Annotated in this window: 7 protein-coding genes; all 7 read right to left on the minus strand. The window is 60.8% G+C overall.

The features are described 5' to 3' along the window. Positions 1–146: 146 nt before the first annotated feature. The 7 genes from VI215_12425 to porU all read right to left on the minus strand — a co-directional run bounded on the left by VI215_12425 (position 147) and on the right by porU (position 14,057). Entirely contained in the window at positions 147–461 is a 315-nt protein-coding gene (locus VI215_12425) for a GIY-YIG nuclease family protein (protein ID HEY6193120.1), read from the minus strand. 64 nt (positions 462–525) lie between these two features. After that, the gene (locus VI215_12430; GenBank protein HEY6193121.1) at positions 526–1,497 is read right to left on the minus strand and encodes a hypothetical protein; all 972 of its coding nucleotides are present in this window, start codon (positions 1,495–1,497) and stop codon (positions 526–528) included. Positions 1,498–1,514: 17 nt separating this feature from the next. Next, positions 1,515–4,643, minus strand: a complete 3,129-nt coding sequence (locus VI215_12435) for a biopolymer transporter Tol (protein HEY6193122.1) — start codon at positions 4,641–4,643, stop codon at positions 1,515–1,517. Next, complete coding sequence (locus VI215_12440) at positions 4,640–5,200, minus strand: hypothetical protein (GenBank protein ID HEY6193123.1); 561 nt, start codon at positions 5,198–5,200, stop codon at positions 4,640–4,642. Before VI215_12440 ends, VI215_12435 begins: the two co-directional genes overlap by 4 nt. Before the next feature lie 101 nt (positions 5,201–5,301). After that, on the minus strand, positions 5,302–8,601 hold the full coding sequence (locus VI215_12445; GenBank protein ID HEY6193124.1) for an FG-GAP-like repeat-containing protein: 3,300 nt from the start codon (positions 8,599–8,601) through the stop codon (positions 5,302–5,304). A gap of 22 nt (positions 8,602–8,623) precedes the next feature. Further along, on the minus strand, positions 8,624–9,757 hold the full coding sequence (gene porV / locus VI215_12450; protein ID HEY6193125.1) for a type IX secretion system outer membrane channel protein PorV: 1,134 nt from the start codon (positions 9,755–9,757) through the stop codon (positions 8,624–8,626). 244 nt (positions 9,758–10,001) lie between these two features. Beyond that, positions 10,002–14,057 (minus strand): type IX secretion system sortase PorU, encoded by a 4,056-nt coding sequence (gene porU / locus VI215_12455; protein ID HEY6193126.1) that lies wholly within the window; start codon positions 14,055–14,057, stop codon positions 10,002–10,004. Between the last annotated feature and the right edge of the window lie 323 nt (positions 14,058–14,380).

The raw sequence follows: 14,380 nt of genomic DNA on the forward strand, positions 1-14,380 counted from the left end.
TGACATGCTCCTGGTCAGCATCTTATCTTGTTCCCACGCCCTTCATGGGAAGGCACATGTCGGCCGCTCCGCTGCCTGAGTGAAGTTGCTGTCCCTCCCCCTCGTCATGCTGACATGTTTTAGGTCAGCGGCTATGAGGCTTCGCCTCACCATGTCCAGGGAATCTCCTGAGATAGATCACGCATATCCGGATTGACCGACTGGATGAGACGAATCTTCCACTCCCTGTGCCACTTCTTCAGCGCTTTCTCTCTTTGGATCGCTTCCCGGATCTGATTGAACACTTCGTAATAGACCAGGTCCTTGAGTTTGTACTTGGTTGCGAACTTCGAGCCTGCAGTATCCCTGTGAGTTTGAACGCGTGCGCGCAGATCAGTCGTCACACCGGTATAGAATGTCGTGCGGTTGAAGTTGGAAAGGATGTAAACGTAGCTGGGCTTCGTACCGGGCCTCCCCCGTATCGTACTTGTCGCGGAAAAGAATTAAGATCCCGACCTGAAGCATGTCGGGATGACGCCTTCGGCGTCAGAACCGGTACTCGATGCGGGCTTCGGTGACGGGGGCGACGCCGTACTGGGTCGGCTCCACCCTCATCTTCACGCTCGCATGCAGGGAGTGGTTGTAGCGGGTGGCGGACCAGTAGGCGTCGAGCGCGCTCACGATGTGATTCACCACCGCGACGCTCACGAAGGTGCTCGCGATGTCGTACTGGTTGTTCGCCTGCGCGCGCATTTCCGCGTACTCGTAGAACCTCTTCGAATTGCTCCTCAGGGGAAGGTCCGATTGCGAAATCGGCCGGAGGTCCGCGTCGTCCCAGCCACGGCTGAACTCGTCGTACTTCCCGATCAACTCATAGTATTGCTGGGCCCCGTAGTAGGGGAGCTGGTGCGTGTAACCGTTGGCCGACGCCGCCGAAATATCCCGCTCCAAACGGTTCAGCTCCGTCCAGCGCACGCAGGCGAACGGCGCGCTGCAATCGGTGGACCCGTTGGGAAACACGTTGTAACTTCCGGGATCGGTGATGGCCGGATTCAGTGTGCCGGCGTTCTGGAGCGTCCAGTTCGCATACCGCGCCGCGCTCCAGTGCTGGTCCGCGTAGACCTGAAAATCGCCCGTCTGGCGGTCGCCTTTCTTATTGTACGTGTAGGCGACGATCCAGGAGGTCGCTTCCACCGCGATGAACGCGGCAGCCTTGATATAGCTCTTCGCATAGAACTCCCCCGCGCCGGGCAATCCGAGAGACAATGCGCCCGCGACCCAGGGGGATTTCTCCTCGCCCGAAGTTTGCTCCTCCTCAGGGAGGAGCGGGGGTTGCGAAGGCGACCAGTGGTCGCTCCGGACCGTGACGCTTCCGCCGAAAAAGTCGATTGAATGATGCCCGGTGAGCGCGGCCGCGGGCTTCTCTCCGGCCGCGGCGGTCAGTCCGGCGAACGAAAGAGCCATAGCGCAGACCGTCAACAGAAGAACCCTGCGCCTGTTATCTGCGTGAGTCGACATCGGTAACTCCCTTCTCCTTAATCCAGATCGAAGCCGAACAGGACGCCGAAATGGAAGTTCCATTCCTTCCCGTAGGTCACGGTCGCGCCTGTGTTGCTGAAATAACGGTTGAATTGATCGAATCCGTAGGTCGCATTGAGGAACACGCGCGTCGGGAACGCGTAGTAGGAAAACGCCTGGAGCCTCAGCTCGATTCCGGCGTCCCGTCTGAACTGTTGCGCGCCCGGGCCGCCCCCCGTCCATGCCTCGCCGACGTCGCCGTAGAACGCGGCGTAGAGCTTGTCGAAGTAGAGCTGGAGAAAGCGCATGTCGATGTGCTCCAGGACCGGAAAGCGATAGGTGAGGTTCGCCATGGCAAATTCGTTCCCGCCCATGGAATAGAACGGATATCCCTTCATGCCCGCGAGTCCGCCGATGTAAAAATCGAAAAACTCGTCCACGGGGGGACCGAAGATCGTCCCGCCTCTCACCTGCAGGCTCAGGGTATGCTTCCATCCCGGCAGACGCTGCGATTCCCTCCAGCCCAACTCCAGGCGGTGGAAGTTCACCTGCTGGTACTTCGGCACCAGGAGGCCGTTGGAGACCTCGTAGTCGCTCGACGGATTAAACTTGTTGAATTCATAGTCGTAGCGCATGCGGATCCTTCGCCCCACCGGGTTGATGTCCTGCGTCCGGGAGGGAGCGATCTGCTCCAGCGTCAGGGTGGTCGAGATGTCGTTGCCGATCAGGTAGAGCTCGCTGAAGGCCTGGACGAGGTTGTTCGGCGGAGGCAGGTCGGGGAGGCTGAACGCGCCGACCGACGCGGTGTACCGGCTGTGTGCGTAGCGGACCTCCATGCCGAGCGCTTCGCTGATGATTTTTTGCTTGAGCGCGACGTCGAACTCGAGGAGGTTGTAGGAGACGTCCACTCCGATCGTGTCGAGCGGCAGCGCGATCTGCGATCCGGTCGTCCGGGTCACGTTGTACGCCTCCAGCGAGAGGGCGGGCTCCAACCCGAGCTGAAAGAGTCCGGGTATTTTTCCCCGGTAATCGAAATTGAAGAAGAGGTCCCGCTCGCCCAGCTTGTTGAACGCCGCTCCCGCGAAGAATCCGTAACGGTCGAGCACGTCGTAGGAGAAGAGGTACGCCCCGAGCTTCAGGACGTCGATCCCCTTGTTCCGCGGATTGTAATTGTCGACCCGCAGGAACGGAACGATCGTGAGGCTCGTGGCGATATTCTTGTACGTCGTATCGGTCGCGGGGGGAAGCTTCGCGTCGTCGTACGACCGGAGCGATTTCCAGTCGAAGCGGTCCTTCTCCGGGCCGTCGCTCTCCCCACCGGAATCCGCCGCGGCCCGGCCACGCGCGTCCGCCAGGTAGCTGCCGCCCGAACCGAGCGGATGGGACTCTTTCATGAGGGCGATCTTGTACCCGGTGGAGGCGTACGACGCGTATGCAATGGCCCCGTCCCGGTTCACCGCGGGCATGAACGCTCCCCCCAGCACATTGGTGAGCTGCACCGATTGCTTCGAAACCAGATCGTACTCGTAGAGATTGAAAATTCCCGTCCGGTCGGACGAATAGATGATTTTTGAGGGCCCCTCAAAAACGGCATTCCGTTCATCCTGCGGCGATGCGATAATAAAGGTGGGCGGGCCGCCGACCGAGGGGACGAGCGCGATATCTCTTCCGTCCTTGATCGAGTATTCGTAGAGGATGGCGGCTCCGTCCGGCGACCACCTGGGGTTGTAAACCTGCTCGCCCTGCACGTATTCGGTGAGCTTCCGGATGTCGGACCCGTCGTTCTTCATCGTGTAGAGGTTCAGCGTGCCGTCGGACCCGGCGACGTACGCGATCCTTTCCCCGTCGGGGGAAACCGCGGGCGCGTTCGCCCGCAGGCCGTGCGTAAGCCGTGTTTCATCGTCGCGGCCGATATCATAGACGTAGAGGTCGGACAGGTTCGACCAGTGGTCGTTCTCGCGGCTGGTCCTGGCGTAAAAGATTCTCTTCCCGTCCGGAGACCAGGAGAAATTGGAATGCACGCCCTGCTTCAGGAGCTTCTCCGTCTGCGAGGCGATGTCGTACAGGTAGATGGACGAGAGCGAAAAATAGTCGGCCTCCTTGTTCGAAACATACGCGAGGCTCTTCCCGTCCGGAGAAAAGGAGGGGTAGAAATTGCCGAAGCCGACATTGCCCACGACCTTGCCCTCGACGAGCGCGCCCTTCAGCGGCGCCGTCCGGGCCGCATATTCCTTGCGCAACTCCTCCTTCCACTCGTCGTAGAGATCGCTGCCGTTCTTCCCGACCGCCGACCCGATTGCGCCGTCGATCGTCACCGCCGTCAACGAGGAGAGGTTCCGGGAAATCGCCTCCAGCTTGTCGTCGCCGTACTTCTCTCCGATGTAACGGACGAAGGCGAATCCCGCATTATACGAGGATTCGTTGCCCAGGCTCGTCTTGCCGAACACCGACATCTCGTTCCAGGTCAGCATGGTATTGTCGAGCGCGTACATGCGGAGGATCATGTCGCGGTGGGAGTCCCAGGAATCGTATCCCAGTTCTTTTCTGTTGTATTGCGCGACCCCCTCGGCGAACCAGCTCGGGACGACGTACCCGGAGACCGGGTAGGAGACGATCCCGTTGGGATAGCCGTACAGGACGTCGGCCCGCCGCTCCGATTCGTACTGCAGCCACTGGAGATAAAATGCCGGAATTTTTCTTCCGAACTTCAGAGAGGTTTGAATCTGGACGATGTGCGTGAACTCGTGCGTCACCACGTTGCGCAGCCAGTTGTGCGTGCCGCGCAGGTCGAAATCGAGCGCGGAGGCGAAGATCTCTATCTTGTTGTCGAAAAAATAGGCGGCGCCGTTCGAATAATCGTCGTAGTCCTTGATCACGAAGCTCACCTTGCCGTCCGGCTCGTGATGGTAGAGCGACGTCACCGGGCGGTAGATCTCCTCCCCGATTTTCGCCACCACCCGGGCGGTCCGTTCCTCCCCCTCGTGATAGTGGACGTAGAAATGCTCCGTTTCTATCGATCGCCACGTGAGCTCGGGGTGATAGTATTCGTCGTCCTGGGCCGCGGCCGGGACCGGCAGGAGCAAGCCGGGGAGAACCCCGGAACACAACAGGATAAGCAGCGAGCGAAGGCGGCGGTTCAGTTTCATCCGAGTGTGAATCCGGCGGTTGTGATTTGATCTTTTTTCAACAGGACGGAGGGATAGGGCGCGTTCAGCGCGCCCTTGTACAGGAACAAGTCGACCTGCGCCCTTACGCGGAGCGTCACGTCGTAGGCGTTGAGCTGCGTATAGGCGTCGAAGACCGTTCCCACCGGCAGGTGTTGAGCCGTAATGGTGAACCGGCCGAATCCGTCCGTCGTCGCCGTCGTGTGGCCGTCGATCACCACGACCGAATACTTGACGACCGTCGTGTCGATGGCGTACCGGATCAGGTACTCGCCGCTCGATACCGGCGCCCCGGTCTGATCCCGTTCGTCCCACAGGAAATGCGGGACCGGGCCCCTCGGCCGGTAGTTAAAGTAGAGCTGCTTGACGAACACGTGGTCCGGCGTATAGACCGAAACGTCGACGATGCGCGTTGAGTCCGTGACAATCACCTGTTGAGTATCGATGGGATCATAACTGACGATGTCATACGAATAGTAGAGCCGGACGCCGACGCTATCGAGGGGGATGCCGTTCGGGGATGTCACCGTTCCGTTCAACTGGTACCCTTGAGTGGATGATGAGGATTGAAACGGCTGAATGTCGCGGCACGACGGAAGAACGGCGCAGAGGATGCACAACAATGCACCTCCCGCCCGTCTCACTTGACGACCGCTATCTTGATGACGGTCGCGCCGCTCCCCCCCGTCCCCCGGGCGTCGAGGTGGGCGAAGTAGATTCCGCTCTGGATTCCCGAGACGTCCCACTCCACCTCGTTATCCAACCCTCCGGTCCCGGGTGCGTCGAATTCGGTCACCTGATCGCCGGCAAGATCGAAGATCCTGATATGCACCTGGGCCGTGCTGTTCACATAGTAACGGATATGAGTCTTATATCCGTGATCCCGGTCGACCGGGTTGGGCCAGTTATAGGCGCGCGAAGCAGGGAAAAAATTGGATGCAAGCGGTTGGCCCGCACCGACAGAGTCGGACAAACCGGTGTTGCGCTCGTCGCGCATGAACTGAGGCCAGGGTTGCGCGGGCGGAATCAGGGTCCCCGGGTGCCAGCTTCCCGTTCTCCAGGCGTAGACATGGCCGTCATCGGAGGCGACAGCCAGGCCGATGGTCCAGCAGTTCAGACAATCGCCCAGCATGGAGGAGAATACCGCAGGGGTCGAACCGCCGTTCGCCCCGGCGAGGAGCGGAAACCCGCGAACCATTTTTCCGTTCCGGTCATACGCGACGACCAGCCCTTCCTGCGTCACCACCACCACATCCGCCGAGCCGTTGCCGTCGACGTCAGCGACGACGGGTGAGGTGAGGATCGTTTTTGCCGACGGGACCGTCACCGGAAAGTTGTCGAGCACCGAACCCACGGCGTTGATCGCATAGATCTTGTTGGCGCTGCAGACGATCACATCCTTGCTTCCGTCGCCGTCGAGATCGGCGATGGCCGGGGCGTTGAGGATTTCGCCGCCGGTCGAAACGGTAAAACCGTCGCGGCCGAGGCTCGCGCAATAACCGCGGGAAGAGACAACTCCGTCCTTCGACACGAGGATGACAAATTTTCCGGCGCCCGCGGAAAGCGTCGCCGCGACCGCGAACGAGGGCCGGATGGCGCCCGCCGCATTATCCGCGCAGGCCATTCCCGTGACGGCGATCGAGCCGTTTGCCGTGAGCGCAAGAAACGCGCCCGGATTCTGGAGGAGGCTCAGGCTGACGACATCGGACGAGTCGGACGGGTACACCCGAACGCTGTCAGAGATTGATCCGTCAAGATGAAGCAAATAGACGATCCCTCCCGTCGCTCCGTAGGCGACGAACGAATCCGAGACGACAGGAGAAGTCGTGATCGAACGGCCGAGCTGCCTGGTGAAGAGCGTATCGATCAGGTGGTCGCTGTCCGAGTCGCGCAGGGTCCAGCCGAAGACCTCGCGGGCGTTTGCGGCCGGCGCAGGGTTGGGGAACGGGCCGGACCTGCTTCCCGCTATTGTAAGATCGGGAGTGGCGTCGCCATTGAACTCTCCGAGGGCGATTTTCCCCGTAAAATATCCAAACTCGCCTCCCGGAGAGGCAAGCTGGCCGGAGGAGAGCCCCGAAGGAAGTATGGGCGTTCCCTCGAGGGTCCACCCGTAGATGAGAGAGGATCCAAAGGTTCCGTCGGCAGGCGGAACTCCCGAAGCGGGGGGCGGAGCAGGCCCGGAAGGGAGCGTCGCTACGAGCAATTTCGGAGAGACTCCCGCCGGCGAGGATCCGACGGTGACGGAATTCCTGCCGAATCCGAATAACGTCGGCTTCGGAAATCCCGGAAGGAGCGAGACCTGGTCGTCGCCTGTCTGGAACCGGGCCGTCATCCTGGGTCCCCTCGGGGAGAACTCGCGGACGGAAATATGACTGTTTGCGTGGTCGTAGCTCTCGCTCCCCGGGTGGGAGTCGGGCGTGAACGCGTTCGACTGGACGCGGAGCGGAGCTCTGTTTCCGTCGTACCAGAAATCGAGCACCGTCCCGTTCTCGCTTCCCGAGCCGGAGCTGATGATGCCGTAACTCTGGCCGATATCCTGGGAACCGTCGGCTTCTTCGAGGTTGACTCCCCGCCGGCCGGGATCGGCGTTCACCGCATCGGCGTCGTACTCTGCCGCGATGACATTCTCGTCGATATGCCAGATCAGGACGCCGCCGTCGTATAATTCGTGCGTGGTGGAACTGACGCCGCCCGGGAGGCTCCAATCGGGCTCGTCGACGTCGGTGACGACGCCGTACAGCGAGTCGGTGTCGAACGCGTTGAAGCCCGTGGTGTCCCGGTACCACGTGCGCGTGACCGTCGCGCCGTTCCGGACGAAGGTCACCGTGGCGCCGTCCCGGCTTGCGTCGCGATTCCGGTTCTCAACCAGAAAATATTCTCTCGCCGAGATCGGCAGGCGGTAGACCGTGTCGCTCTGGCCCGGCAGCCCCGCCGCGGGGAGCGTGTAGGTCAGATCCCCCGGGGGGAGCGTGACCGGATCGATCCACCCGAGGAAATACCTCTCCCACGCCGAAGGTTCCGGCGGGAAGAGTCCGTTCCAGCTGAAGATCGACTGCCCGTCCATCAGGCCGAACCGGCCGATTCCCGTCGCGCCTGTTTTGGTGTCGAACAGATCCGGCAATCCGAGATGGCTCCCCACGCTCGCGCAGAGAAGGCCGTTGATGCCGAGCTGCAGGCGGGTGGACCCCACGGAGGTCGTGACGTCGCGGCTCTCCGTCTCCGGCAGGATGATCGAATTCTGGATCGTGAACCTGCCGCTGTCAACCGGGACTCCCGCGTACGAACTTCCGAACATGCGCCGGAGGGAAGCCAGGTTGAGATAGATCGAGGGAACGTCGAACGGTGTCGGATCGAATCCGAACAGGCTCGTGAGATCGACGTCTCTGCCGGCGCCTGCGTGGAGGATCAGAAAAGCTCCATAGTTTGCGAACGGAATTCCCGGGGTCGAAGAATCGACGAGGCGCCAGGAGTCCTGTGTCAGGAGGCCCAGCTCGACATTGTCGGTCGTGCCCCTGGGCGGACTGTAATGCCTCATCGGAAAAGGAAGCCGGTAAACGGAAGGGAGCACATCTCCCTTCACGATCAATTTGCCGAGTGAAACTCTCCGGAAATAATTCTCAAGGAAGGCCAGGTGCTGCTCGACGTACGCCCGGTCGTGCGGAGGTGGGTCGAGATACTTCTTCGTCGTCGCGGTCGTGTCGAAACTCCCGGTCCCGGAGGAGCGGGAATCGTTGTCCTCCTGGAAGGCGACCATCGCCGCGAGAACGCGAAGAGTTTCCGGAAACGCCGCCGATCCGCCCGGCAGGTGCAGCCGTTCGTTCGCGCCGCGCCGGACCGTCAGGGGATGGCTGAACCCCGGCCCGTGTTGGGCGTCCGCCGCGCCGACGGCGGCGGAGACGAGGATGATAAGGGCGGCCCTGCAGAGTGTGGAAAAATTCACGCCACGCGGTTTCAGAGTTTCTTTATTCCTTATTTCCGCCCCACGCGATCATCAGGCTGAACCGAAGCGTTCCGTCGAGGGGATGATTCTCTTCGACCGCGGAAAGGTAACTGAAATCGAACCCGTAGACATCATACCGCACGCCCGCTCCGAAGGTGAGGAACTTCCGGTTTCCGTAGTTCGGGTTTTCGTAGAAGTAGCCGAACCGCAATGCGATGAGCCTCGGGCTCCCGTACCAGTACTCGAGCCCCGTCGCAATGTCGACCTTCTTGAGGCCGCCGTCGCCCCACGCGCTGAACAGGGCCTTCGGCAAAGGATCGACCGACGCCGGCGTGATGATCGCGAAGGTGATCGAATCGTCCACTTCAGGGCGGCGCCGGACGAGGATTCTCGTGAAGTCGAGCACGAGGTTGATGTTGTTGTATTCGGTCTTGATGATCTGGCCCGAAAACGCGAGCCGGAGGTTGGTCGGCAACGGATCGGCCTGCGCCTGGTCGATATAGGTCAGCTTCGGCCCGAGGTTCGAGAGGTCGAGGCCGATGTTCAACCGGCTGTCGAAAAACGACGGCTTCCAGAGGGCGGCAACATCGAAGCTCACCGTCGACGCCACGCCCTGACGGTCCTGCCCCTGGACGTTGAACGGCGCGAGAGAACTTCTGATGTACCTGAGGTTCAGTCCCACCCCGAGGTCGGAAAGAACTTTCGTGGAGTATCCCGCCGTGACCGCCATTTCGTACGCCCTGAACGTGCTGATGATGTCGGGCGTGTCCCGTGTCTCGTTAAACTCGCCCAGGCTCTCGTACGTCAGGGTCGCCGAGATCGTGCCTCCGATGTCGTCGATGTGGTTTCTGTACGCAAGATAGTCGTAAAAGAGGTCGCTCTGCTGGAACTGCGGAAGCAGATTCGAGTGGGTGATGCTGACTTCCTGGCCGGGCAGGAATGCGAGCCCCGCCGGGTTCCAGAACGCGGCAGCCGCGTCATCGGCGAGCGCGCCGCCCGCTTCTCCCATCGCGTCCGCGCGCGCGTTCGGAGCGAGAAGCAAAAACGGCACCGCAGATTCGCCCTGCGCCTCCGCCGTCCGGGGCACTGCCAGCAGGCAGCATGCGGCGGCGATTGTGATCCAGGAGAGATTTCTCCTTGTCCGGTCTGAAATCATAGCGAGTATCCTTTTATGAGTGGAAATGTGAGACGAATTGACCGATTCCCAGGCGTCTAGGGGATTATAATGTAGCACGTTACGCCGTAATAAGCAATTACCTGCATCACAAGATGCCTTCATAAACTACCCCCGCTCGTCATCCCGGCACGCTTCTGGCCGGGATCTTCATTCTCGTGCCTTGGTAAAGATGCTGACCTGGAGCATGTCAGCATGACAAGCTGGAGTGTGTCACAGCCTCTCTTCATCTGATAATGCTCAATTTGCCGAGGACTTCCTTCGAAAACCTGCCGTCCTGAGTCCTGGCGATTAATTTATAAAGATAGACTCCGTTGGCGAGGAGATCGCCGTCGCGGTCGCGCCCGTCCCACGGAATCTGGACAAAATGCTCGTTGAGATTCGCTTTCTTCAGCGACTGGATCATGCGGCCGGCGACGGTGTAAATCTTGACCTCCGCGTCGACTCCGGAGACCTGGCTCTGCTCGAAGGTGAACAGGGTCGTGGAGGAGAACGGGTTGGGATAATTGTAGACGTTGGTGATATCCAACCCCGCGCCTTCCAGGACGCTGAAGATCGTCTCCGTCATGGTGGAATTGTTGTAGGTGTCCCACGCGCGCATCCTGAGCTTGTGGCTTCCCGCCGGGAGCGTTCCGAACCGGTACTCGACCGTGCCTTCCTGGTAGGTATCCGTCTTGCTCTGATAGAACGCGCTCAGGTCGATGCTCTCGGGCTGGTCGTCAAGCCAGGCTTCCAGCCGGTGCCCGACTCCGGAGCCCGACGTGTTGATCCCGCTGACGTCGGAGAGGTCCGCAATAAATAACGGCGTTGCGCTGACGATGTCGCCCGGCCTGAATCCCCTGCTGTCGAGATAGAGCCGGAGGAGCGGACCTGTCGAGTCGGGGACCGCCGCCGAGTCGGATCCGCCCACGCGGACGTTTGCGGTATATCCCGCGCCGTCGGTGGAGCCGTTCCAGAAATAGGTGGTGATGCGTCCGAAGTCGTTCCGGTAGGAGATGTCTTTCGGCACGACGAATGTCGAGCTGATGGTTCCGTTGTTCAGCGTCGCGGCGCCCCGGAACAGGACGCTCCCTTCCGTCCTGAACGTGACGAGCCCGGCGTCGGGATCGGTGAGCTGGATCGTCCCCTGGGCGTCGTTCACGACGATCTGGGCCTGCCCGGAGACGGGGAGGATTCCCGACGATGCGGTATCCCGGACCGTGGCGGTGACCGCCGCATGGCTGAGGGCCTGAAGCTGGGCCGTCAGCGACGCGGGCTGGTGGTTGATGCTGTCCACGGAGGCATAGAGCCGGGGAAAGGCGATGCTCAGCGCCGGATCACCCAGCAAAAAGTATTTTCTGTCGTTGTCGGTCGTCCGGATCTGCTTCGCGCGGTAGACCACGTCGCCCAGACGCTGCGGCAACACCCGCCCCGCGCTGTCGAGCTGGAACAGGTTCTGGAACACGATCACGTTGAGCGTGGCGTTCAGGCTCTGGAACACCGGCCTCGTGGCCGAGAATGTCGCAATCGCCCCCGCGCCGGGCATAGTCTGCAGCAATTCCCCGCCGCTCTGCTGATCGAGCTGGTCGAAGGCCGAGAAATTGCACGTCGCCGCCACCAGGAAAAAATATTTCCCCTTGTTGTGAAACTGGGGGAAGTCCGTCGCGTTCACGAGACAGTGCTCGTGCGTCCACAGCTGCGGGTTGCCGTGTCCCGAAAAATTCATGATCATCGTTCCCTGGTTCACCTGGTCGATGATGGCCGCGGTCACCCCGGGCTTCCTTCGTCCTTCGGGCGTGAAGACAGTCGGATACTCGAACTCGTAAATCTTCTTCACGTCGAAGAGCGGCGGAATCCTGCGGGCGACGTCCTCCGCCTGGTCCATGTGCTGGGTTCCGTCGTTTTCTATCGTTCCGTTCGGGAGCACGCCCGCCAGGGCGTCGTCCGCCACGAAGGTGGCGCGGATCTTCCACGGATCCTCGACCGGGTTTGTTTCATATTCGACGATCTTGTCGACGACCGTGTTCGCCTCCTGCGCCGACCGGACTGTCAGGCGCCCCACCCCCAGGTCGACGCGCACGTTATTGTCGAGGATGGCGAAATCGTCGTCGCTGGCATAGGTGCCGAGCGGATCGAACGACTCGACGGTTTCCCACGCCGGTATCCAGTCGGGGCCGGTGGCGACAATCCTTCGATAATCGTAGTCGCCGTCGCCGAACAGCAGGAGGTACTTCGGGGGACGCGACCAGTTCGAATAGACGTACCGGAGATAATTGCGGATCGCGACGGGGCTCGGCAGGCCGCCGCCGAATTCGTTGTAGATATCGTCGACATCGACCACGAGGGACCGCAGCGGATTCGGCGCCTGTTGCTCGCGGAAGGTTCTCAGCCGCTGCGCCGCGCCGTCAAAGTCGGGATGCGTGACGATGATGTAGTCGGCCTCCGCCGGATCGCCGTGGAGATTCTGATTGGGGACCCGCGAAAGCTGGCCCGGGGTCTTGAACCCGTTCGCGCCCACCGCGTAGAATTCTTTCGCGCTTCCCGCCGCCAGCTGAACCTGAAACGAACAGGTGTCGGCCGAGACGCGCGGGCCCGAAACGAACACGGCGCTGTCGAATTTCGTCACGTCGAACACGAGCACCGGGCCGCCGCTGAACCCCGTCACGTCGTACCCGGCCGCCGCCGAAGTATCCTGCGCCCGGAAGTTGAAGAGGTCGTTTTGCGCCTGCAGCTTCCGCCTGTAAAAGATCTCATACCAATCGACGTATCCGGTCCCTCCCACGTTCGATGTCGAATAGGCGAACCGGAGCTGGCTCTGCCCGTCCGAGAAGGCGGGCTGGATCGACCTCACGAGCACCGCGTCGGTGAGCTGCCTCGCAAGATCGTTTCCGACGTCGGTTCCGCTCAGGATCACGTTCGCGCCGAGCTGAACCCCGTGTTCCTTGATCGCGAACGTCGAGAAATCGTGGGATTGGGCTCCGACGTGAAACCGGTAGCTGATCTGCTGGGAATTGTCGAGGCCGGGAAGCGAAGTGACGTACGTCGCCTGCTCTCCGTTGCTCATCGGCGGGCCAAGCCATTCCTGGCCGGAGGAGAGAAGATTCACACGGTCATCCTCGCGTGATTCCATGCCGAGAATCGTGGTGACCGCCGGGACTCCGGGCTGATTCAGGGAAGGCGAGACCGCCATCGCCTTCGCCGGCGTGTTCCCGTACGTCAGCCAGCAATAGTCTGTCTCGGTAAAATGGTTTATGTAATGGCTGAAGGAGCGCGTCGCCGGATTGTAGGTCCATCCCCGCACGCCCTTCGCGTAGAAGGCGACATAGTCGCCGGGATCCAACGCGCCCTGGCTTCCCCCGTCGAACGTATAGACCGCGTTTTCGATGAGGTCGTCCGCCGAGGGTGCGGTGACGGCAGCCGGGAGCTCAAATCCGCCGTTCCCGAAGATTCGGATCGTCTTCGGATCCGTTCCCGAGGGAATCCCCGCGTTCAGCAAGGCCTGGCCTGTGAGCTTGTACACTCCGTCGGCCGCGATCGGAAACCGGTACCAGACTCCGCTGCTCAGTACGCTGTTGCGGAGGGTCGCGGCCCGGCGTCCGGGGGATCCGGAAAGGGTGGAACTGAACGCCGCCTCATTGAGCGCGAGGCCCCGGGCCATCGGGTCATTGGAGGCCGCAGCGGCGCCCTCTCCCCCGAAATTTACCCGCACGAGGATGCGGGTATATTTCCTGAGGGTCCGGAGTCCGGCGTTATACTGCATCGGTGAAATCGTGAGATCCCCGAGAATCATCCTTCTGCTCTCCCCTACGTTCTCCAGGGTGGCAATCCGGCCGGGAAGAAACTCCGTCCGAGAATACGCCGCCCGGTCGGGCGCGTAGGAACGAACCGGATCAAGTTCGCCAGGGTGGAGGCCGGCGACGGGAAGGAGCGTCACGTTGGGGATATCCTCATAATCCGCTTTCAGGATTTCGACGCTGTTCCCGGCCCGGTCCGGAAGCCGAAGAGGTATCCGGCGGACGCGCAGCTCGGGCTCACCCGGGAGCGGCCGCCCCGAAACGACAGCGCCCTCGAAATCGTACCGGACGAACTCCTGGCCCGGGGAAGGGACGCGGGAAGGCGTCCGGAATTGCGGTTCGTAGAGTACCGTGACTCCGTTTCTATCCGATTGCACGATCTGTATCTCCCTTGACCCGCCATACGACGGGGAGATGCCTCCGGATACGGTGGAGCAAAGAATAATGGATGTAAGGAGAAATGACGCCTCCTTGTTCGTGGTCGCGATATTGGTCCTGTAAGTGATCAAGATGCCGCATCGTGCTGCCGTGCGTAAAACAAAAAGACCGAATGTCAGAGAACCCTGACATTCGGTCTGGACGGCATGATGTTCTATCATTCCGCAGCAGATTGTCAAAGGTTCCGGGTTTGAAAAAAGAAGAATTCAGCGATCAGCGCCGAATTCATCAACTCGAGGGGTTACCCCCTGGACGGAAAAAGAACCTTTAACAAAATCTCTATGCGGTCGGTCCGGTATAATAGTGAAACAATTTCGAAGAAATATAGGAATTCTAAGGGGTAATGTCAAGACCCGAGTTGTTTATTACCCGAATAATTCGTAAATTATTTTGA

Source organism: Bacteroidota bacterium, assembly GCA_036522515.1.
GTDB lineage: Bacteria > Bacteroidota > Ignavibacteria > UBA10030 > SZUA-254 > VBOC01.

Excerpts from the sequence above, each read along its gene's own strand:
- VI215_12430 (HEY6193121.1), bottom strand. The coding sequence starts at position 1,497 with ATGTCGACTCACGCAGATAACAGGCGCAGGGTTCTTCTGTTGACGGTC.
- VI215_12435 (HEY6193122.1), bottom strand. The coding sequence starts at position 4,643 with ATGAAACTGAACCGCCGCCTTCGCTCGCTGCTTATCCTGTTGTGTTCC.
- porV (HEY6193125.1), bottom strand. The coding sequence starts at position 9,757 with ATGATTTCAGACCGGACAAGGAGAAATCTCTCCTGGATCACAATCGCC.